Here is a 21,581-nt window from a genome sequence, read left to right as displayed (position 1 = left end):
CCGGCTGACATGCGAAGGGGCGCCGGGGGCATCATGCTGCCCGGTGCCCCGAAACGCGCAAGTCGCCAGGCCTTCAGTGGCGGACCCAGTTTCTTTGGACCGAAAGCTGGTCAACCGCCCCGTCACGCACCCCGACATCGACGTTCCAATGCACATCGTCGAGGAATTCATCACGGGTTTCGACTGTGTGATAGTCGCAAGCCATGCGGTCCGGCGCTGCTGAACGGCAACGTGCCCCGGCCTGCTGAAGAAGGGCCTGCGCGGTTTGGGCCGACGTTCCTGCAGGAATGGCCGCAAGGATTTCATCGCGCATGGGCGCCATGCGCGTCTGCCGCGTGGCATAGGACTTCCACAAGGGATCGGACGAAGCCTTCAGGGAATCCGCCGGCATCTCGAACTCCATGGTCGAAAAGCTTGGCAAGGGGCTTGGGCCACCGCCCGTGCCGGCGACAGCCGTCAACGGACAGCACGAGGCGATCAGCGCAAGGATCGAGGCTTGATACGCACGAAACGTCATAGGACCTCCTGCATCTAAGGAACGGCGCCGTTAGAAGGCTGCCGGTGATGCAGGCTTAACAAAGGAGCGCTGACGCCAGGCTGACGACATGGTGATGGATGTCGATCAGGCGAAGCGCGGTGACACGCCTCCCGCTCCTTCGAGAGAGAGCCTTACGCGGAGGCCGTGCGAATATCACTCTGAGCTTGCACGCTTCTTGGTGCCGACATTCGCGACCCATCATTCTCGCGCGCCAGAATTGCGAGAGCAGCCGGCATCCACCAGATCATGTAGTCGTCATGCGCCGTCGATCCCGTCATAATCAACAAGAGCGTAATGAACACATAGAGGACAAATCGCGTATCCGGCTGCTCCCGATCACGGGCCGATCCTGCGCGTCCTCCCGCCCCCCGCAGCATCAGCCAGACCGAACTGGCCAGCCACGCGGCCAGCGCGCCAAGACCGGCGGCACGACCGAGCCAGGACGGCGCAACATACGCCATGAGGTCGGATCTGGCGAACGAACGAGATTGAACAGCAGCACATTGCGAATGAACGCTTGCGGCTCCCACACCAGGAACACCAGTGTCGGCAGCAGCCCCAGAGCCATACCCAGCAGATAGTGCTTCCAGCGCTCGGGAGGAAAAACAATGGTCGCGGCGGCCAGTCCGGGCATCAGTTTGCAAGACAGGCTGCATCCGACGAACAGCCCTGCCAGCATTGCCGAACGCTCCCGCAGCAGAAAGGCGCCAAGCACCAGAACTGTACCGGCCAAATCATTGAAGCCCATGGCCAGAGCGCTTTCCGCAAGCTCTGGTGTTGCAAGCAGCACGGCAAGGACCACCAACCGCTCGTCGCTCGTGACTGCATCCTGCGCCTTCCTCTCCAACAGCTTCCAGATTACGCCGCAAAGGAGCGTAACCAGCAGCAGATTGATCCCGAGCACAGCCAAAGGGCCCATCGGCACCACAAAAGGCATATGGGTCAGGATCATGAGTGGCAGGTACTTGTAACCGCCAAAGGCCGGGTCATGGGCATTGGCAGCGCCATAGGGGTCGAGAGCGGCCGCGTAAGGATTCTGACCTTCAAGGAGCAACCGTGCCGCATCGACGGTTGTCGTGGCGACGTCAGACAGCTTGGGCACGAGCAAACCGCTGGCCAGATTGAGCAAGGGAACGGAAAGCGCAAACAGGAGCAAGATCCAGCCGAACCATGGCATCCCGTCCAACGCCCGCTTGGGGTTTCGCGCGATACGATCATCGCGCCACAACAGGGCGCCGATCAGCACCAGAACGACAAGGGCTTCCCAGATCCGTACCTTATTGGGGGATCTCAGCGAGATCAACAACACCATGGCCGGCATGACCTCAAAGAGCACCCAGCGGCCAGCCACGCCGATTTGTTTCAGCATGTCGTCAAGGACCGGCCGTGCTCTCCTGTTCGTGATCAGGAACAAGAAACCGAGCCCGAAAACCGTCAGCAAGGCGAAGCGCGGCAATCCGTTCTGAAAAAAGCTGATCGGCAAGAGAATGGCGAAGTTGAGATAGACGAGAAAAGGAAGACTATCACCGCGCTGTGTGGTCATCTTGTTATCCATCCTCGCATCCTTGAATCATCGCGCGTCATATTCGATCGATTTTGGGTATGGGAACAAAAGAAAAATGAGGCAAGATGCGGAAATTCAAGAAACTTTCTCTTTGAGGGACAAGCCTTGCTCTTGACGCCGAAAAAATCGCCCTGGTGCACCAGGAATTTCAGCCTCAGCGAGACAATCTCCAATAATGTGGCCTTGGCGATGTCGTGAGAAAGTTGCACCACCTCTCAAGCTCGTGGTGCCAAACTGGTGAAGATATTCACGAGATCTGACCCGCCGAAGTGCAATGCTCTCGTGGTTTCAGAATGCGGCTCAAAACGGCAGAGCGTGGGTACGAGCAAAGATACGCGCCGCCCGGGCATTTCTGCCCTGTCGCGCGAGCGCGTTGATCACCGCCTCGGCCTAGGCGGGGCGAAAGACACCGATCGCTTTTCCGTCAAAATCGGTTGCAGCTCCCGCCATCGTTACGGCTCTATTCGCTGGGTAGCCTGCCGATACGGCCATGCGGCCCGACCACGAAGGGAACCGAGAGGGCCGTCCAGCCCTTGCCCTCCTCGGTGCTTCCGCCCGGCGCAGGACGCAGCGGCGCCCAGATCAGCCCGTCATCGACCGTCACATCCGTTCCTTCCGGCCCCACAGCGATAAAGCGGTTGTGATCGCCATCAAAATCGACCGCTGACCGATAACCGCCCGGCGCCACGCTGGCAGGCTTCCAACTGGCGCCCCCATCCGTGCTGAAGGCAGCCGCGCCCGCCCCTTGCTGCGGATTGCCCCCCACCGCCACCAGCGTCGTTGCTGGCATCGTGCCGATTCCCGTGACGGTGCCTGTCGCGGGAACCATAACATTGCGCCCGGCCACAGAAGCCGTCACCCCGCCCTGTGCCAGAGGCGTGGGCTTACCGCTCCAGCCGACTTCGCAGGCCTTGCCCTTGCAAAGCGGACCATAGCTGTAGACCGGCGCGCCCTCGCCCGCCCCGCCGAAGGCCATGAAGGAAAGCACATTGGTCATCGCCGAACTGCCGCCCACTCCCGGATGCGCGCCTGAGGGCACGGCCAGCCCGTCATCAACCTGTCGCGTCCAGCTATCCCCGGCATTGCGTGAGAGATAGACCACGAATTTGCCGTCCACCGGCAGGCCGAGCAGATAGATGTCATAGGCCGTAGCCCGGCGCAGCGCCTCGAAAGACCCGGCAGCATCCGGGTTGGCCAGGACCACCTTCCATGTGCGACAGCCATCGGCGGTCTTGAACAGGCGGGAAGCTTGCCCCTGCCCTCCGGCCATCGCCACTGCGGTATCCTTGTCGAAGCCCTGCACGCCGCGCAGATCAAGACCTGCGGCGCCGGGCGGCACCGCGCAGGCCTGCCAGCTGGTGCCGCCATCCTGTGTGCGCAGCACGGTGCCATGCGCGCCCGAGACCCAGGCGATCTGACCATCGATGGCAGAGACAGCACTCAGATCCTCATGCGTGCCGGAGAGCAGCCCGTGCCATTGCGCCTGCACGGGGGCTGCTGCCAACAAGCCAAGCACCACCGCCATGGGAGAAAGAAACCGCATCATTTGACCCTCGCTGCCGCTTTTTGCGCCGCCAGTTGAGCCGGCGAGCGGAACTGGATACGGTCCACCGTATCGGCCTGATCGCAAGGCACCCAGGCTTCGTTGTGATAATCGTCAAAGCTCATGTGGCGGGGGCTGCAACCATGGGTCGGCAGTGGGAAATAGGTCATTTGCCGCGTCCTGGCGTCGAACTTGAACATGCCCTCGCCCGCCTGCACGCTCCAATAGGCATTGTGGTTCTGATCCACCGCTGTCTTGTAGGGATGCGCCCAGAAGGGCATCTCGTGATAGATCACCTTGTGCGTGTTGATGTCGATTTCGGCCACACTGGAGGCGGCCCAGTTCGGCACCCAGACCTTTGTGCCGTTCTTGTCGGCGGCCAGACGGCGCGGCATTTCCGACCAGGGTGTAGGATCGCCCGCCGTGCTGCCCCAGGTGAGGCTGCCCACGGAATCAAAGAACTTGAGATCCGCCGCCGACATCAGCGCCTTGCGGGCGTCATATTTGCTGTCATGCATGGCAAATTGCGTGACCTTGCCGGTCTTCATATCCTTGGTGGCCACCACATCGGAATAGCTGGCCGACCACCATGGATTGTTCCTAGAATCCGCCGCCTGCCCATAGGTCGTGCCATTGCCAACCACATCCTGCAAATAATGCGCCCAGCCCGGGAACATCACATCCTTTTCGCCAAGCTTGGCCGGATCGAATTCCACGATGCCGAACTTGCCATTGATCCAGGCGCGGCCGATGTTGTCGCCATCGATCGAATTCTGCGTGCCGCCATAGGCCGTGGGAATCGGATAGCCGGTGAAAGGGTTGGGGCTGAGCGTGTCGAGCCGCACCAGCGCGCCTGCGCCATGCATCCAGATCGTGCCCTTGGGGCCGAGCGCCTTGTCGCTGATCTGCTCGAAATACATCGGCTGACCGCGCGGATTGTGAAGCGTAAAGACCGTCATCTCGCCGGTACGCGGGTCCAGCTTGATCAGGCTGCGGTTGGTTTCCACCGTGGTGCGTGACTGGGTGATCCAGGCCATGCCATCAGGCGCCGCAACCACATCATGCAGCCCCACCGTGCCATGCATGCCGGTGGCCTCCCCCCTCATCCAATCGTCACCGTGATGCCAGGCGTCTTCATTGGGGCGATCCTGGATGGGCAGGTCATATTGGGTGATCACGGCACGCGCCGCCTCACCCGTCGGACGCGGCAGGGGTTTCAACTGGAAGGGCGAGGGATTGGGTCCGCGCATCTCGGCCAGATAGGCGGCAAGATCCTTTTCGAACCGCCGCATGACGAAGCCCTCCCAGTTGAGCTGGTTGGGGGGAATATCATCGCCACCGCGATAGCCGGTGTAATCGGCCGATTCCATGGCTTTGACCAGCCGCAGCCAGCCCGCCTCGTTGAAGCGGTTGTTGAGGATGACGTCGAAACCATGGCAACCCGAGCAGGTAACGAAGAGCACCTGCTTCATCTTCCTGTGCTGAAGCGTGTCCTCAGGAAGCGAATTCATCCAGTCCGCACCGGTCATCATGGCATCATATTTGGCCAGCACCGGAAGGGTGAAATCCTCACGCACCGTCCTGGCAGGATCGAGGGGGCTCTGCGCGCGCGCCGTGGTGAAACCCACCGCCTGCGCCCAGATCCGGTACTGCCCGGCCAGCAAGGTCGGGAAGACATAGTCGCCGCGCTCATCGGTGAAGACAGTGGTCTTGAACAGCTTGTCGTCAGCCTGAGCGGTGATCGCCACTCCGGCCATCGGCTTGCCCGCACTGTCCTTGATCGTGCCGATCAGGCTGGGTGGTTCGGCCGGGGTCGCGCCAATCGCTTCCCAACCGCGCGCCCCCGCCAGCAATGTGACGGCGGCCATGGCTGCCAGAGAAATCACACGGCTCGGGTTCTTCATCGCTGCCTTGATTGTCTTGCGCATCTCGAAATGCCCTTCAGTGCCTGGAAGCGCCAGCTTCGTCCCGCCCGGCAAGCTGGGTTGCCACGGGCTTTTGTTCGGGTTTCATATTCTGCAGGAAGGCCAGAACCCCCTCACCAAACCGCGATTCTGAATCACGACCAGTCAGTGAGCCAGCACCGTCACCACAGATGGCCACATCCGCGATCGGCCTGCCGCGCGCATCCTTGATGGTCCGGGTCATGCCGGGCGCCTCTCGCCACGCTGCGCCCGCGGCCTCCTGACCATACAAACCTGTGAGCAGAGCCACGGTAGCGATAGCCGCGAGGCAAAGCCCTCGGCGCGAGTGGTTCATCGCTGGGTTGATACGCGTGAGCATCCCACAAAGCCCTTCAGTCGCTGGCCGCCTGCCCCTCGCCCCGCCCGGAAAGCTGAGTTGCCGTGGGCTTCTGGTCGGATTTCACCGTTTTGAGGAAGGCGATCAGATGGTCGATCTGCTCATCCTCCAGATTGTATTTGAAGGCGGGCATGCGAACATCACCGTTCTTGATGAAATTCTTCGCATTGGCTTCGCCAATGTTGGCGATCATCTCTTCGCCCAGCCATGGCCCCATCGTGCGGTAAGTCGGTGAGCCGACGCCATCATGGCAGTAAGCGCATTTCTGAACCCAGAGAATGCGTCCGGCCTTCACATCTTCGGGCACCTTGGCCTGTTCGATCATCTTCGGGACGTCATATTGCCACACCTTGACCTTGAGCGGCCATGTAACGCCATCACCATAGACCTTTTCCGGTTGAGGTATGCCATGCTGCCCGCCTTGGCCAAAGGCCGCGATGGTCACAGAGACCGCCAGCAGGCCGACAGCGACACGCCCCGCGATTAACGCCTGTTTTGTCACATTCCCTGCTCCCCAAATCCTGATGCGACAGCCTCAGACATATTTGATCATCCCGAGGAAACCGTGATCCATATGCAGCTGCATATGGCAGTGATAGATGGTGTCGCCCGGATTATCGGCAATGAAATCAACAGCAACACGCTGATATGGCAGCACATTGACCGTATCCTTGATCAGCCCGCTCATCGGCTTGCCGTCGATCGCCACCACTTCGAAGGAATGGCGATGCAGATGCATAGGATGCTGGTCCCCGCTCAGATTGTGGAACAGCATGCGGTAGCGCTTGCCCTTTTCCACCAGCAGCGGGTCAACCTCCGGCCACGCCTTGCCGTTGATGGTCCAGGTGTCGAACATCGAACCGTCACGGGTGCCAACGTCGATAAATTGCAGGTTGAAGACCTTGTCAGGCGTGGGCGCCTGCGTTTCCGAGGCAAACTGCCGATAATCCCATGGGGCCTGCGGCACATCGTGCCACACGGGCCGCCCCTTTTCTCCGGCATATTCCACAACGATGCCCAGCCCCATGTCGCGCACTTCGGGCAGGGTCGAACCCAATATCCACACCCCCGGATTGTCCATCTCGACGATGCAATCGATCCGCTCGGCCACCGCGATGGACAGAGTCTCGACCTTGCGCGGATTGGGCACCGGATTGCCGTCGAGCGCGATGACCTTGAATGTGTGCCCCGGCAACGCCATGACGACATTCTCCGTCGCGCTGGCATTGAGCAGGTGGAGCAGAACGCGCTGCCCCTTCTTGACGCGCAACGGCTCACCTGCGCCCAGACAGTGCGAATTGACCGTGGCATATTTATAGGCGACGTCCGATCCCACCGAGACGGGACGATTGGCCGAAATGGCCTGCATCTGCATCACCATCGGCACGAAATGCGGCACCCAGTGATGGATGGCGAGATAGTGCTCCTGATCGTAATCCCCCGGCGAGGGCCCGCCATCGACCGTGAGAAAGCCGAACTGGCCGGAATAGCCACCCAGATTGAGATTGTCCCCGGCCATGGCATGGGTGTGATACCAGCGCGTGCCTGAAGGCTCGGGCGTCAGGTGATAGCGGAAGGTTTCGCCCGGCTTGATCATGGACGCGCCCTGCTCCATGGCGCCATCGTTGCGCACATCGGTGTGCAGCCCGTGCCAATGGGTCAGATCCTCGACATCGGTGGCGTTGATCACATCGATGGTTGTGGGCACGCCTTTTTTGAGCTGCAGCATCGGCCCGGGCACCTGGCCGTTGAAGGCGGTGGTCTCGACCGTCACGCCCGGCGCGATCTCCAGCTTGCAAGGCTCGATGCGCAAGGTGTGATCAGCCTTGCCGACGGGCGGGGGCGCGACGGGCTCATGCCCCATCGCATGGCCTTTCATGTCCATAGGCCCCATATCCATCCCGCCCTGCATGGCTGAAGCAAAGGAAGGTTTCAGGGCCGACGCCGTGGCAAGAGCTGACATTCCAGCGAGAAATTTACGGCGCTCCATCGCCCAACTGACCTCCCCAACACATGTCGATGCTTTTTCTGCTCTCAACTCAATGAGCCTTCGCGGCTGACAAATCCTTCCAGCCCATCTGCATTTTTTTGGGACCGCTTGATGGAAGCGAGAGCGCAATGGGCGCTCATCACTCCCTCAAGCACGGCTTTATCGCGCTGAATCCACCAGCTTGCCGTCGACCACGTTCCAATCCCGCTGATTGTCCGGCCCGATCAGCCTTTCAGCCTGTGTGTCATAGGTCTGGGGCAGTTTGATCGGCCCGCGTACCGACACATAGCTGGCCGCATCCTTCGCATCCCCCTGACCGCTGTAGCGGGCCACCTGGGGGAAGGGATAAATCGGGCGCGTGTAGCTGGTCGGCTTTGCCGGAGCGGCATAAGGCGGCGTAGGCCCTCGGCCCATACCGCCCGGCTCATCCTGCACCTTGCCTGCTGTCAGGCTGGTGGGCGCACGATGCAGCTCCGTCCAGGCCATCAGCGGGGTAAGCAGGTCGATCTGGTTCGGCCCCTCGCCCCCGGTGCAATGCCCCACGCCCGGCAACAGGAAATAGCGCAGGAAGGTGTCTGTGCGCGCCGCGCCCAGCAGCTTCTGCACGCCCTGATAATAGGCCAGCGAGATCTCGGGCTGCACGATCAGATCTTCCGCACCATGCCACAGGATCAGCCTGCCGCCACGCTTTTCGAAAGGCGCCAGATCGGTGTTGGCCGCGTTGTAGAGCGAGGCCAGAGCCATGGTCTTGTCATAGAAACTCTGGTCATAGCGGAATTCCGCTTCAAGCTGCCCGGCGCTTTTCTCACCATCCGGGGGCAAGAACAGGCGGCGCATGGCGAAGCCCTCTTTGGTTTCGCGATCACCATATTCGGTGGCAGTGGACAGCTTCCAGAAGCCCTCCGAGCCCAGCGGCCAACCGCCGATCTCCAGCTTGCGCCCGGTATCGCCTGAAGGTCCTCGATAGAGACGCTCCACCACAGCGACCTCTTCAGGCGTCAAACACGTCGAACTCTCCTTACCCGGCGCGCATTGCACCCATGACGCATCGAAGCGGCAGGCGGTGGGTTGCTGCAACATGCCATCGATCAGCCCCGCCGCCGTGCCGCAATGCCGCACCACCGCCGCATGCAGCAGCGCCAGCCGGTCTTTCACCAGAATGCGCGAACCATCGGCGCGGTGGTTCACATGATCCTCCCAGGGGTGGAAAAACACATTGTGGACGCTGTCGATGGCCACCGGAGCGCCCGCCGTCACCCCGTCGAAATCATCGGGAAAGCGCTGAGCCTCCATCAGCGCCTGACGGCCCCCTTCCGAACAGCCCATGAAATAGGAGAATTTGGGTGCCTGCCCATAGAAGGCGCGGATCAGCGCCTTGGCCACCAGCGCCGTCTGATGATTGCCGCGATAGGCATAATCGATGCGTTTCTGCATTTGCGACGTCCAGGCAACATCCGTCTGGCCCCCGCCCGCCCCGGTGGAGTGATCGGAAGCCACGACAAATTCACCATCTGTGGCCGGTGCGCAGCCGCTCGACCAGGCGGGTGTCTGGCGGCCCATGGCGTTTTCGAGGAAACGCTGGGTCCAGCGCTCCATCGGCAGCTCGACGGTGAAGGCGATGGTGGGCGCCACCGTGCCTTCCACCTTGCAATAGGCACCCTTTTCTGTCTGCTCGACCCTGGACGCGGTGACCGTGGTCGGCGCATCGGTCACACCATCGAAGCGGAGCGCAGACAGACTTTCGCAGGATACCACGGGTTTGACCGGCGCCAGATCGAGCCGATCCGCCGTTGCGGCCTGCGCCTGCCCGGGCAGACCTGCCAGCCCCACCGCCATCGCGACACCGGCAACGCCGGCGCCACGCATCATCCGATCAGAAAACCATGAGCGCATCTCGAAAAACCTCCCCTGTCGCGCCGCGCTTGTGCCCGGCGCCCGATGATCACGTGCCGGATTTGACGCAGGCAAAGCTGGCGGCATCATCCACGCTGCCCTGCCCCTTGTAGCGGGACGTCTGAGGCCATGCGCAGACCTTGCGGATGCGGGGACCATGCGGAGCGTCGCCTGCGGTCACCGCGGCATAGGACACCGTGATCGTATCCGGCGCCACGCCCTGCTCGACCCAGCGGGTGATCACTTCCATCTGGTCGAAGGGATTGCCGCAATGGGCCTTGCCGGGGATCATGAACAGGCGGATCAGATCCTTCGTCTTCTTCGGCCCGCCGTTGGCCTGCACCGCATCGCTGTAGAGCTTGAGCCCGATCATCGGCGTAATCGCCGGATCATCCCAACCGTGATACATCAGCACCTTGCCGCCGCGCGCGAAGAGCGCTTTGAGCTTTTCCGGATTGACCGCATTCATCGTCTGATAGCCCAGCCTGTCGGCTCGCGGAATATCGGTCTCGACATCGAAGCGATGGAAGTCCCAACTCGGGTCCTTGTAGAGGATACGATAAGTCTGCGGCGCGGAAGGGTCCGGGTTCTTGCCCCCGACCGGCCCCGGCAACAAGGCCGAACCCATCGGATAGCCGGGATAGAGCTGCTGCCCGCTCTTGCTCCGCATGCCGCGCGTCACCGCTCTGAGCGAGTCCAGCTGAGGGGCAGTGAGGCAGGAGGTTTGATCCTCTCCCTTGCACAGCAACTGTTGGGGGTCGAAACGGCAGGCCAGCGGGTTTTCCACCAGACCGTCCTTCAGCCCATCCTGCGCATCGCAGGCGCGAGTGAAGCTCTGATGGATCAGCGCCCATTTTTCCTGTGAGATAAAGCTGGTGGCCGAACGGTTGAGCATCAGATTGAGCCAGAGCGAACTGCCCTGTAGCCGCGTCATCGGATTGGCGGGGTCGCCAATGGCCAATCCATCAAAATCCTGCGGATAATATTCCGCTGCAATCCAGCCTTGTCGCCCCCCGGTGCTGCAGGAGTTCCAGTAGGAATATTTGGGTCCTGTGCCAAACAGGCTGGCGACCACCGCCTTAGCCGCCACAGCTGTTTCATGCACGGCGCGGACTTCCCAATCGACAACCTTTTCGGGATGGCCGACGTAGAAATCCTGATTGTGTTCTGGCCTATGCCCGGTGTCGCTTGAGGCCACCGCATAGGATTTGCTCAGGCCAAGCGCCATATCACCATATTGGATCGCCCCTTGATAGCCGCCATTGCCCAGCAGTTGCAGCCGCCCGTTCCAGCCCTGGACAGGTGCCCAGACCTCGATCTTGATGTCAGAATCCGGGGCAGGATGCAGATCGGCCTGAATGCGACAGAAGGCTGGCAGGGAGGCATAGAGATCGAGGCTCGCCTGGTTGGGCGCCGCACCGTTGAAACCGGGCGGCGCGGGCATGGCGCCCTGAGCCACCAGCGTCGCCCCGGTGATTTGCCCATCGGAAAGCGTCGCACGGGCTGCCGCGTCACATGAGGTAGAGGAGGCTGGCGAGGCATGGCCAACCCCGCCCCCCAAAGTGAAGGCAAGCGGCAGGATAGCAAGCTGCGTTGCGGAGCGGCTCAGCTTCGATCTCATGGCAAATCCCTCCCCAAGGATATCGGCGTGCGGGAGGCATCACGCTGAGGGAACCTCCCGGAAAACAGGTTTCAAGCCTTGATCAGCGCCCCCAGCGCCCGCACATTCTCCATCTTCTCCAGCGCCCAGATCGTATCGATCAGCGCCTGGCTGCGCGCCCGCGTCAGCACCGGGGCGATAAGATCCATCGCCTTGGCCGCCACATCCTGCGTACTCAGCGGATTTTCCGGCGTGCCCGAAGGAAAGCGCGTGTGATGGCTGAGCACACGTCCGTCCTTCAGCGTCAGTTCCACGATGGCACCGCGCGGGGCGGCAGGGTCCATCAGGCTCTGGTCGCCCACCACCTTGGTGCGCGCGCGGATCGCCAGCACGGCAGGGGCCTTCATCAACGACACATCATGGGCATCCACGAAGGACACCGCGCCCTTGAGCAGCGCCACCGAAACCAGATGCGGACAGTTCACATCAGGCATGGCGCTTTCGCCCACGATGCCGATGGCGTCGGTGGGCAGGCGCACCAGAACCGAAGCGACCTGATCGGCGGTGAGGTGGTTTTCCCTGCGCAGGGTCAGCACCGCATCGAGTGCTGACTGGTTGGGATAGCCCACCGTATAGGTTTTGATCGCCGATCTGGTGATGAAGAAGCTCTGCCCCAGCCCCGTGACAAATTGCTGCGGATCGGGCCTGGTCGACAGCGCCCTGATCAGATTATGCGTATCATCGAGCACATTATGCACGCCGGTGAATCCGGCCTCGGCCATGGTGACGGCCATTACGCCGTTGCGCGCACCCATGCCGGCGAAATCGAAGCCCTTTTCGATATGGTCCTCATCATCCACCCAGCTCCACAGACCCGAAACCTGCTGAGCGCCATAGGAGAGCGCATAACGCATTCCCGTTTCATCCATGGCCGTCAACGCTGCCGAGCCCAGAGCGCAATAGGTCGCCGCCGTGCCCTCCGCGCTGCGGTGCGTGCCGCGCACCAGATCGGGCCCCAGCGCCATCAGCAAGCGGCAACCCAGATCATAGCCCAGCACCACGGCGCGGATCAGTGCCATGCCGTTTGCCCCGTTCTTCTCGCCCACAGCCAGAGCGGCAGGCACGGTTGAACTGCCAGGGTGAGCTTTGGTCACGGGCTCGAAATCGTCGGTCTCATCGGCATGGGCACACATGGCGTTGGCCAGCGCCGCATTGACCGTGCTGGTACGCAGATTGCTGGCCACCACGGAAGCCTGAGGCGTGCCGCCCAGCCCGCGCACATAGCCCACTGCCGCGATCCCCGGCTTCATCCGCGCGCCAGAGATCATCGCGGCGAACGTATCGAGAATACGGTGCTTGGCCGCCTCCAGCACTTCGGGCGGCAGCTTCATGTCGCGCATGGCGACCATATGGCGCGCCACTTGGCCGGTAATATCCTCGCCCGTGGCCGCTCGCAGTGCCATCGGCGCCATCCCCGCCAGCCCCAGAGCGGCAGCCCCACCTGCCATGGCGTGGCGGCGGTTGATCGTGAAGCTCATTGTCCGTCTCCGAGATAGGGCGCGCGTTTGGGCAGGCCCCAACTGACCACAGTCACCAGCACCATCACGGCCGTCACATACCAGTAGAACGCGCCTTCATGGCCGATAGACTTGGTCCATAGCGCGACATACTCCGCCGTCCCCCCAAAGACCGCATTGGCCAGCGCATAGGCAAAGCCCACCCCCAAAGCGCGCACCTGCGTGGGGAACAGCTCGGCCTTGATGATGCCGGAAATCGAGGTGTAGAAGCTGATCAGCGCGAGAGCCGCCGTGATCAGCATGCCAGCCTCCAGCGGGCTTGTCGCGCCATGCAGCAGGGTGATGATCGGCACCGTCAGCACCACGCCGCCCACGCTGAAGATCAGCATGTTGGCCCGCCGCCCAATCCGGTCAGACAATGCACCCATCACCGGTTGCAGGCACATGAAGACGAAAAGGCAGCCCGTCATGATGCTGCTGGCAGTCGCGATGCTGAGCCCCGAGGAGTTCACCAGAAACTTCTGCATATAGGTGGTGAAGGTGTAGAACAGCAGCGAGCCACCCGCCGTAAAGCCCAGCACCGAGATGAAGGCGCGCGGATATTGTGCCAGCAGCGCCGAGAGTTTCCCGGCATCCTTACTTTCCCGCGCCTCATGCCCGGCGGTTTCCTGCAAGCGAAGCCGCGCGACCAGCGCGCAAAGCGCTGCCAAGGCCCCAATCATGAAGGGAATGCGCCAGGCGCCCCCCTTCATCTCCGCCTCAGAGAAGATCTGCTCAAGCACGACCACCACCAGCGAAGCCAGCAACTGCCCCCCGATCAAGGTGACATATTGGAAGGATGAGAGAAAACCGCGACGCCCCGCCATCGAAACCTCGCTCATATAGGTGGCCGCGGTGCCATACTCGCCGCCGAGGGCAAAACCCTGCACCAGCCGCGCCACCATCAGCAGCGCGGGCGCCCAGACACCGATCGCGCCATAGGTCGGCAAAGCCGCAATGCCCAGCGAACCGGCACACATCGTCAGCACCGAGGCGATCAGCGCACCACGCCGCCCATGCCGATCGGCCATACGTCCAAAGAACCAGCCCCCAATCGGCCGCATCAGGAAGCCGGCGGCAAACAGCCCGGCCGTGTTCAGCAACTGCGTGGTGCGGTCCGCCGAAGGGAAAAAAGCTCCGGCAAAATAGATCGAGCAGAAAGAATAGACATAGAAATCGAACCATTCGACCAGATTGCCGCTGGACGCAGCAATGATCGCGCCGATCTTGCCGCGCGTGTTTTGAGCCTGCGCGGCTGAGGTACGGGTTTTGGCAAGCATCCTGGTTTCAGTCCTCATGCTTGGGACTTGATGGCGGCGTACCGCCTCCCGTCATGGTCATGGTGACGCCCGCCCCCAACGGTTTGCCTTTTTCCGGCTCCGGCAACAGCAGGGTCACGATGCTCTGCACCTGGTTGCTGTTGTTGAGATTGTTGTGCGCCACGCCGATGGGCAGCACCACCAGCGTGTTGGCGGGAGCCTGATAGCTGGCCATCCCATATTGCACTGTCATCTCGCCCCTGCGCACGAAATAGACCTGATCGAAGGGATGCAGATGGGTTTCGCTGCGCCCGCCGCCGGGCAGCATATCATTGAGCCGCTCCAGCACATGGGCCGAGCCCGTGGCGCGCGAGGCCAGCACCCGCTCATTGAGCGAGGCATGGCCGGTACCGCTCACCAGTTGCCCCAAAGGCGGAGCGACGCGCACATATTGCGCAGCATGCTCAATCTTGCGGGGGGTGGCAGGCCTGAACAGGCTGGCCAGATCCCGGGTCGGCGCGGGGGTGACGACCTCCAGTGCGGCATCCTCCTCGCCGCCCGCGTTCCACACGCGATGCGGCACACCCGCCGGGATCAGCGCCAGCGTCTCGGGCTTGAGCGTGAAACGCTCATCACCAATCTCGATATCCAGCGAGCCCTTGAGAACCAGAAAAGTATGGTCCACCGGCAGGCTGATCGCCCCCTGAGGCAGGGTATGAGCGGCAAGCCGCGTGTAGATCACCCATGAACTGTCCAGCCCGGAAGATGGCCCGGCGAGGATTTCGCTGGAGGCCCGCCCCTTGAACGGCGCAAGATCCACGGGGCGTAAAGGCCCGCGCGCAGGCGATAGGTGGTAAGGCCCGACCGGGGCGAGGGAAGAACCCGGCCGGGCCTCTGCCACACCGGCCATGCAGGCACTCAGCGCGGCAAGGGAAACAATCGCAATGCTGGTTTTCATGAACGGTGTCCTTGCCCGGCAGCGCCGCAGGTAAAGCTGGCGGCATCGGCCTTGTCGCCGCTGCCGTTGTAATGGGCGATGCCCGGATAGGCGCAGACCGGGCGCGTGACGTCAGGCGGGCTGGCCCTGGTGCCGCTGCCATTGGGGTTACCCTGCCCCGGCGCGCCGCCTTCCATATGCCCGCCGATCAGGCGCTTGGGCTCGACGCCCTGTTCAACCCATTGTTCCAGAGCGGTGAGTGTATCATGCTCACCATCCATCGGGGCGCCGGGCACGGGACCGGTCTGACCGATGTTCCACGGGCCCTCGCCGCCGCCACAATGGCCTAAACCCGGCACCATGAAGAGGTGATAATAGCTGTCGATCAGCGCTGTGGCCTTGGCCGGGGTCAGCTTGCGGCGTTTCACCAGATTGTCGATCAGGCTCTGACGGAACTTGATCGCTTCGAGCGGCGGAATGTTGGGATCGTCCCAACCGTGATACTGGATCACCTTGCCGCCAGCCTTGGCAAAGGCATCGAGATCGCGGTTACGCGTGTTCCAACTGCTGTCCAGTGTCTCTCCGCCGACCTCACGGGCGCGCAGGGCGGTGACATCCTTGTCGAAATCGAAGGTCAGGTATTTCTGGCCCGGCAGATAGTCCGGATCGCCATAGGCCATATCCATCAGGAAGCCGCCCCAGGGCCGATCAGCCTTGGCGGGATTGGTCTTGCCGGTGAAATACTTGTCCCAACTGCCTTCGCTGCCCGGCATGATCCCGGCCAGATACGCCTCGCCATTGTGCGGGTTCTTCGGTCCGGCATAGATGGCCCGCACGATGGCCAGTTGACGTGGCGTCAGGCAGGTGCCGCCCGCCTCACCCGGCTTGCAGGCCAGCACCTCCACCTTGAAGCGGCACAGGCGCGGATCGGTGAGGAAAGGATCGGAGGCCAGACCGCCATCTTTGCCCGCACATTGCTTCAGCACCGCACCATGGATCGCGGCCACCTGATCGGCACGCAAGGCATCGGCAGGATATTTCAACGAGGCCTGAAGGGTGTTCCACAGCGCGCCCAGCTCCTGCCCGACATGGTCCGGCGTGGCATCGCCGATCACATAGCCGTCGAAATCATCGCTGTAGCGCAGCAGTTCGGTCAGCCCCTGAATGCCGCCCGCCGAACAGCCGACATAATAGGCATGATCGGCCTTCTTCCCGTAGAATGCCGCAAGAAGCGCCTTGGAAGCCTGCACCGAAAGATGCTCACCCCGGTAAGCGTAATCGACCACCTTGTCAGGATGGCCCAATGCCCATGCGGCATCCTCGGGCGCGCCCGCCTTATTGATATGGCCCAGATCGGTAACCATCGTGGCATAGCGCCGACGCACCCCGCCCAGCACGCCGCGCAAATTCAGCGTGCCCAGAAAGCCGCCATTGCCCAAAGCCTGGAACTTGCCATTCCAGCCATCGCCCTCAGGCATCCACAGTTCGAACTGGATATGGGAATCGCGGGTCGGAGTGATAAAACCGGTGACACGGCAGAAGGGCGCGGGAGCCTTTTCCTTGGCCAGTGCGGGCGAGACGGCATCGAGCGATGTCACCGTCTCGGCTTTGGTCACCGTAACGTCAGCCAGTTTCAACGCCGCGAGGTCGCCACACGTGCCCGCCAGCGCGGGAGATGCCACCATCCCTCCCGCCAGCGCGACACCCGCAGCCAGCGCGCGGCGCCAGCGTTTCGATATCATCCGCAACCCCGTCATGCTTTTCTCTCCCGACCCTTTGGCGTGCCTTCAGTCAGCCTTCGGGAATTTGATATCCAGATAGATCACCGGCTCTTCCACCTTGAGCCAGCGATGCGCCACGCCCGCCGGGACCAGCACGATATCGCCCGCCTTCACATGCTGCTGCACACCGCCATCGATGCCGGTGCCCGCCAGATCATTGGCATTGCCCGCAGGTCGTTTCGCCCCGGCGGGGGGAGGTGCCTGCGGATCGAGGAACATATCTTTGTGCGTGGCGGAATCATGCCCGGTCACGCCGGTGATGGTGCCCCCGGTCTCCAGAATGCCGCTGCCGGCGCGTACCACGAAGATCTCGCTCCACACCGCATGGGCATGAGGCGTATCGGGCTTGAGCAGCCGGATCAGCGACGTCGAATGCGTGCTGGCTGTGATCAGGCGCTTGGAGAAGGCAGCGGGCGCGCCGCTGGTCTTGTCTTTCGCGCCATCCTCGATGGCCTGCATCTGTTCGGCGCTGAAATAGACCGAGCGGTCACGGGGCTCGCCCGAAGGCGCCTGCTGAGCCATGGCGGCTGGAGCCATGGCCAGCAGGGCCCCGGCGGTGATTGCGGTACGGATCATGATCTTTCCCCCTCTCACAGCTTGAACAGCCGCTTGGCATTGCCGCGCAGGATCAGGTCGCGGTCACCTGCCGAGAAGTTGACCTGATCGATCACCGAATTGGGTTCATCGGTCATCTGGCGCTCGCCGGGGCCGTACATATTGTCCGTGCCCAGAACGATACGGTCCACGCCGACCACATCGGCCAGATAGCGCAGATTTTCCGGCCAATAGACCAGCGAGTCAAAATAGAAGCGGCGGAAATATTTGTAGACCGGCTGGGTCAGCTTGCCATTGCCGCCGCTGCGGTTTTCCATGCGCCCGCCGATCAGCGGAATGGCACCGCCGCCACAGGTGGCGATATACATAATGTTGGGGTAGCGATCGAGCGTGCCCGAAGAGATCAGCTTGGCAATGCACACCGCGATCTCCATCGAATTGCCGACCGAATTTGTCAGGCCCGGGAAACGGTTGGCCATGGGGTTCGCGCTGGCCGTCGCGCCGGAAGCGGCATCGGCCAGACGCTTGCCCAGAAACCAGTTCGCCTCGCCATCAAGCGGGTGAAGAATGATCGGCAGGCCCAGATCGTTGATGCGCGCCAGCACCGGCTGGAAAGCATCGTCATAAAGGAAATCCTTGCCCGCCAGCGCCGTGGGCAGATGCACACAGACCAGACCCGGCTTGCCCGCCACACGGTTCAGCTCGGCCAGCGCGCCGACAGGATCGCTCGCGTTCAGCTCGATCCCGGCGATAAAGCGGGTGGGATGGGCCTGATGCGCCTCGATGGCGGCATCATTGCTGACGCGAGAGATCAGCGCACCCTGCTCGGGCGTGACCCAGACCCAAGGGCGGAAACCGCCGAGGGTCAGCAATTGGGTCTGCATGCCATGGCCATCCATCCAGGCGATGCGGCGCCCCAGATCGGCATTGACCGGATCGAGAAAATCAGGCTGCCCCAGATCGGCCTTGGCCTTGAGATAGGGCAGCGGCGCCCAATGGGTATGCACATCGATCGAGATCGCCGGAGAAGGACGCTGCGCCCTGGTCCAGGCCTTGGGCTGCATCGTCTCGACCAGGCTATGGCCGACACCGGCAGGCACGGGCAAGCTTTGTGCCTGCGCCAGTCCCGCTTCGCCGACCATCAGGCCGGCGGCCGAGGCGACGGCCCCCGTTTTCAGGATATCTCTTCTGCTCGGCATCATTATGCTCCCTCGATCCTCACAAACTTTGAGCGCCGGAGCGGGAAATTCCCTCTCCGGCGCTCCAACTTTTCTTTGTTGTTACATTTTCCACTTCACGCCGACGGTGAAGTAGCGGCCTTCGATGTCGTCGCCCTGAGCAAAGCCGCCCAAATAGTTCATCTGGGTGGTGCCGCCCGCGCTGGCATAGACCGGCGGGTAACTGTTGAAGAGGTTCTGGATGTTGAAATAGGCGTTGAAGTTCTTTGCCACATCCACACTGAAGTTCAGATCAGTGTAACCGATCGAAGGCACCGGCGGATTGGCGAAAACATAGGCATAGCCCACGCCATTGTTGTTGAGCGTACCGTTCTGCTGAAGCGAAGAGCGCCAGCGCTCCTGCACCATGACATGCAGCTTCTCGACCGGATCGAAGTTGATGTTGCCCACCACCTTCCACTTGGCGATCGGCGGCAGCCCGCCCACGCCATCAGCCGCGCCGCCCACATCGACCTGCCCGGCAGGACCGTTGTTGTACAGCAGCGTGGGCTGATAAGTGACCAGCGCGCGCAGGCTGAAGGCATGGTTCGCGATCGGATGCGCATAGTTCATCTCGAAATCGACACCATGCGTGTTGAGCGAAGCGACGTTGAGCGTCTGTGAATAGAGCAGCGTGGGGAAATTTGCCGCCGAATGATCGCTGAACGCGTTGGGACGGACATAGAGCGAGCAAACCACCGCCGTACCGCCCGACTGTTCGCAGGCCGTCTGCGTGGCCGGCTGCATGCCCGAGATGTTGACCAGCGCATTGTTGATCTTGATCTTGTAATAGTCGACCGCCAGGCTGAAGCCGGGAATGAAGTGGGGCTTGAGCACCACGCCCAGCGTCAGCGTATCGGCCTTTTCAGGCGTCAGATTGGGGTTGCCCTGCTGCTGCTGGCCCAGCACGCCCGATGTGTTACCAGTATGAATGTCCACATAGTTGGTGGTGCTGATCGTGGCAGGCTGGAACAGATCATAGAGGTTGGGCGCGCGGATATCGCGCGAACGCGTGCCGCGGAAGGTCAGTTCGTCGCTGACATTCCACACCGCGCCACCCTTCCAGGTCCAGGCATCGCCGCTGGTGTTGTAGTTGGTGTAACGCACCGCCCCGTTCAGCGTCAGCGACTTGAAGAAGGGCTTGTCGGCCAGCAGCGGCACTTCGGCCTCGGCAGCCACTTCCTTGACGATCTGGCTGACCGGCGTGCGCACCGCCGTCTGGCCACCCAGATAGCGCAGGGCGCTGGTGGAGTTGTAGCACCCTGCCGCCGAACTCAGGCTGCCGGGGAACTGAATGCCATTGCAGTCGATCTGGTCGCTGGGCGTGGCGTTGCTGGCCACCGCATAGGTGTTGCGGCGCCATTCGCCCATGACCACCGCCTTCACATCACCGGCAGGCAGATGGAACAGGCTGCCCTTGATGCTGCCGTTCAGATCGGTGGTGGCATAATCCACATCGCTCATGATGGCTTGCCTGACATAAGCCATGCCTGCCGCGCTTTCGGTCCCGGTGCCCAGCACATCGAGCGGAACGCAATTGGCGAAATTGGGATTGGTCAGCGCCGCGTTGCAGACGATCTGCCCATTGGCCGGGTTCCTGACGGCATTGACGGCGGCATATAGCCGGTTGTAATTGATGCCATTGTTGTTGCGCGTCAGCTGCAGGTTTTCAGTGCGGTACAGATCGACATCCCAGTCGAACTTGCCGAAGATCTTGCCGTCCAGCCCGGCATCGACCTGGTAATAGCTGTTCAGCACATTGTACTGATAGGCCGGCAATTGCATGTCCATCTTGTTGAGCACGAAGCTCGAACCTGCTGTTCCGGCCGGAATGGCCGCTCCCGCTGCGATTGCGGCCTGATACTGGGCGCCTGCGGTGGCAAGATAAGGGTTGTTATAACCAATGTTCAGTGAATATTGCGGATTTTGCTGGGTATAGCTCTGCTTGAACTTGCTGAAGATCCCGGTGACATGGCCATGGACGGCATCGGTGATGTCATAATCGAACCGCGCCATGGCGCGATGATTGACGGCCGCCGCGCCCGCCGTGGAACCGTTGAAATAGGCGCCGTCGCCCCCGGTGTTGACCGAGGAGGACAAGGTGGGCGTCCCCGGATTGAAGGGGCCGACAACGCCATTGGCACCAAACTGCATGCCCTTGAAAATGCCTGTGCTGGCATAGCCGCCAAAGGCATAGTTGTTGAGCCGCGCGCCATAGACCAGCGTGTAAGGCGAAGCCGCCGTCCCCGATCCGGTCATGCTCGCCCAATTGTTCAGGAAGGGGCGGCTGGAGCGCAGAAAGCCGCCATTGTCGGCATATTCATAGCTGGCCTCGAAATGGCCCCTGCCATCGTTGAAATTGGTGCCCCAGGCGATGCTGGCGCCGAGCTTGCGATCGTCGCCATATTGCGAGATGCCCGAGTGCAGGTCGGTCTTCAGCCCCACGAATTTGGTGTCGGTGACGAAGTTGACCACGCCCGACACGGCTTCCGAACCATAAGCCGCCGAAGCGCCGCCCGTCACCACATCGACATGCTTGAGCAGCGCCTGCGGGATGACATCAACATCGACCGAGCCGGTGGTCTGCGTTGGGCCGACCCGGCGCCCATCAACCAGAATCAGTCCGCGCGTCGAGCCGATGCCACGCAGGTTCAGTGTGTTGAAACCGCCAGTGTTGACATTGCTGGTGGTGTTGATCGAACCCAGCAGGCCAGGCAGGGCGTTGAGCCCCTCGATCACACCGGCAGGCTGGGCCTTCAGCAGCGTATCGACACTCGCCACCGTGACCGGCGTGGGGGCGCTGTTGCCGTTGGTGACAAGGCGGGAGCCCGTCACGATGATATCATG

The 21,581-nt window shown here is 62.0% G+C and carries 16 protein-coding genes; all 16 read right to left on the bottom strand.

Translation table 11 applies throughout. The features are described 5' to 3' along the window. Positions 1–73 precede the first annotated feature (73 nt). The 16 genes from HGK27_RS07400 to HGK27_RS07325 all read right to left on the bottom strand — a co-directional run bounded on the left by HGK27_RS07400 (position 74) and on the right by HGK27_RS07325 (position 21,569). On the bottom strand, positions 74–517 hold the full coding sequence (locus tag HGK27_RS07400; RefSeq protein ID WP_206239945.1) for a hypothetical protein: 444 nt from the start codon (positions 515–517) through the stop codon (positions 74–76). Between the two features lie 397 nt (positions 518–914). Beyond that, on the bottom strand, positions 915–2,093 hold the full coding sequence (locus HGK27_RS07395) for a glycosyltransferase 87 family protein (protein ID WP_206239944.1): 1,179 nt from the start codon (positions 2,091–2,093) through the stop codon (positions 915–917). 469 nt (positions 2,094–2,562) lie between these two features. Continuing rightward, positions 2,563–3,648, bottom strand: a complete 1,086-nt coding sequence (locus HGK27_RS07390; RefSeq protein ID WP_206239943.1) for a beta propeller repeat protein — start codon at positions 3,646–3,648, stop codon at positions 2,563–2,565. Then, the gene (locus tag HGK27_RS07385; RefSeq protein ID WP_206239942.1) at positions 3,645–5,573 is read right to left on the bottom strand and encodes a carboxypeptidase regulatory-like domain-containing protein; all 1,929 of its coding nucleotides are present in this window, start codon (positions 5,571–5,573) and stop codon (positions 3,645–3,647) included. The genes HGK27_RS07390 and HGK27_RS07385 overlap by 4 nt, the downstream gene beginning before the upstream one ends. Positions 5,574–5,586: 13 nt before the next feature. Next, positions 5,587–5,793: a hypothetical protein gene (locus HGK27_RS07380; protein WP_206239941.1), complete on the bottom strand. Its 207-nt coding sequence runs from the start codon at positions 5,791–5,793 to the stop codon at positions 5,587–5,589. Positions 5,794–5,941: 148 nt separating this feature from the next. Then, positions 5,942–6,448 (bottom strand): c-type cytochrome, encoded by a 507-nt coding sequence (locus tag HGK27_RS07375; RefSeq protein ID WP_206239940.1) that lies wholly within the window; start codon positions 6,446–6,448, stop codon positions 5,942–5,944. 33 nt (positions 6,449–6,481) lie between these two features. Beyond that, positions 6,482–7,831 (bottom strand): multicopper oxidase family protein, encoded by a 1,350-nt coding sequence (locus HGK27_RS07370; RefSeq protein WP_206239939.1) that lies wholly within the window; start codon positions 7,829–7,831, stop codon positions 6,482–6,484. A gap of 264 nt (positions 7,832–8,095) precedes the next feature. Continuing rightward, a complete protein-coding gene (locus HGK27_RS07365; RefSeq protein ID WP_206239938.1) occupies positions 8,096–9,805 on the bottom strand; it encodes a tannase/feruloyl esterase family alpha/beta hydrolase in 1,710 nt (569 codons plus the stop codon). Between the two features lie 73 nt (positions 9,806–9,878). After that, positions 9,879–11,450, bottom strand: coding sequence for a tannase/feruloyl esterase family alpha/beta hydrolase (locus HGK27_RS07360; protein WP_206239937.1), 1,572 nt, complete (start codon positions 11,448–11,450; stop codon positions 9,879–9,881). A gap of 71 nt (positions 11,451–11,521) precedes the next feature. Continuing rightward, positions 11,522–12,967, bottom strand: coding sequence for an MmgE/PrpD family protein (locus HGK27_RS07355; protein WP_206239936.1), 1,446 nt, complete (start codon positions 12,965–12,967; stop codon positions 11,522–11,524). Continuing rightward, positions 12,964–14,265: an MFS family transporter gene (locus HGK27_RS07350; RefSeq protein ID WP_206239935.1), complete on the bottom strand. Its 1,302-nt coding sequence runs from the start codon at positions 14,263–14,265 to the stop codon at positions 12,964–12,966. The genes HGK27_RS07355 and HGK27_RS07350 overlap by 4 nt, the downstream gene beginning before the upstream one ends. A gap of 7 nt (positions 14,266–14,272) precedes the next feature. Continuing rightward, positions 14,273–15,202 carry a cupin domain-containing protein gene (locus HGK27_RS07345; protein ID WP_206239934.1) on the bottom strand — a complete coding sequence of 310 codons (930 nt, stop codon included), beginning with the start codon at positions 15,200–15,202 and terminating at the stop codon, positions 14,273–14,275. Beyond that, a complete protein-coding gene (locus tag HGK27_RS07340; RefSeq protein ID WP_206239933.1) occupies positions 15,199–16,923 on the bottom strand; it encodes a tannase/feruloyl esterase family alpha/beta hydrolase in 1,725 nt (574 codons plus the stop codon). Before HGK27_RS07340 ends, HGK27_RS07345 begins: the two co-directional genes overlap by 4 nt. Positions 16,924–16,968: 45 nt before the next feature. Continuing rightward, the gene (locus tag HGK27_RS07335) at positions 16,969–17,538 is read right to left on the bottom strand and encodes a hypothetical protein (RefSeq protein ID WP_206239932.1); all 570 of its coding nucleotides are present in this window, start codon (positions 17,536–17,538) and stop codon (positions 16,969–16,971) included. A 14-nt stretch (positions 17,539–17,552) separates the two neighbouring features. Continuing rightward, positions 17,553–18,716, bottom strand: a complete 1,164-nt coding sequence (locus HGK27_RS07330; protein ID WP_206239931.1) for an amidohydrolase family protein — start codon at positions 18,714–18,716, stop codon at positions 17,553–17,555. A gap of 81 nt (positions 18,717–18,797) precedes the next feature. After that, the gene (locus HGK27_RS07325) at positions 18,798–21,569 is read right to left on the bottom strand and encodes a TonB-dependent receptor domain-containing protein (RefSeq protein ID WP_206239930.1); all 2,772 of its coding nucleotides are present in this window, start codon (positions 21,567–21,569) and stop codon (positions 18,798–18,800) included. Between the last annotated feature and the right edge of the window lie 12 nt (positions 21,570–21,581).

Origin of the sequence: Novosphingobium terrae, assembly GCF_017163935.1 — a bacterium.
GTDB classification, from domain to species: domain Bacteria; phylum Pseudomonadota; class Alphaproteobacteria; order Sphingomonadales; family Sphingomonadaceae; genus Novosphingobium; species Novosphingobium terrae.
The sequence above is the reverse complement of the archived record's forward strand: the minus strand, read 5'-3'. Positions and strand labels throughout refer to the sequence as shown.

Coding starts and splice junctions, on each gene's coding strand:
- HGK27_RS07400 (WP_206239945.1), bottom strand. CDS start 517: ATGACGTTTCGTGCGTATCAAGCCTCGATCCTTGCGCTGATCGCCTCG.
- HGK27_RS07395 (WP_206239944.1), bottom strand. CDS start 2,093: ATGGATAACAAGATGACCACACAGCGCGGTGATAGTCTTCCTTTTCTC.
- HGK27_RS07390 (WP_206239943.1), bottom strand. CDS start 3,648: ATGATGCGGTTTCTTTCTCCCATGGCGGTGGTGCTTGGCTTGTTGGCA.
- HGK27_RS07385 (WP_206239942.1), bottom strand. CDS start 5,573: ATGCGCAAGACAATCAAGGCAGCGATGAAGAACCCGAGCCGTGTGATT.
- HGK27_RS07380 (WP_206239941.1), bottom strand. CDS start 5,793: ATGACCCGGACCATCAAGGATGCGCGCGGCAGGCCGATCGCGGATGTG.
- HGK27_RS07370 (WP_206239939.1), bottom strand. CDS start 7,831: ATGGACATGAAAGGCCATGCGATGGGGCATGAGCCCGTCGCGCCCCCG.
- HGK27_RS07365 (WP_206239938.1), bottom strand. CDS start 9,805: ATGATGCGTGGCGCCGGCGTTGCCGGTGTCGCGATGGCGGTGGGGCTG.
- HGK27_RS07360 (WP_206239937.1), bottom strand. CDS start 11,450: ATGAGATCGAAGCTGAGCCGCTCCGCAACGCAGCTTGCTATCCTGCCG.
- HGK27_RS07355 (WP_206239936.1), bottom strand. CDS start 12,967: ATGAGCTTCACGATCAACCGCCGCCACGCCATGGCAGGTGGGGCTGCC.
- HGK27_RS07350 (WP_206239935.1), bottom strand. CDS start 14,265: ATGCTTGCCAAAACCCGTACCTCAGCCGCGCAGGCTCAAAACACGCGC.
- HGK27_RS07345 (WP_206239934.1), bottom strand. CDS start 15,202: ATGAAAACCAGCATTGCGATTGTTTCCCTTGCCGCGCTGAGTGCCTGC.
- HGK27_RS07340 (WP_206239933.1), bottom strand. CDS start 16,923: ATGATATCGAAACGCTGGCGCCGCGCGCTGGCTGCGGGTGTCGCGCTG.
- HGK27_RS07335 (WP_206239932.1), bottom strand. CDS start 17,538: ATGATCCGTACCGCAATCACCGCCGGGGCCCTGCTGGCCATGGCTCCA.
- HGK27_RS07330 (WP_206239931.1), bottom strand. CDS start 18,716: ATGCCGAGCAGAAGAGATATCCTGAAAACGGGGGCCGTCGCCTCGGCC.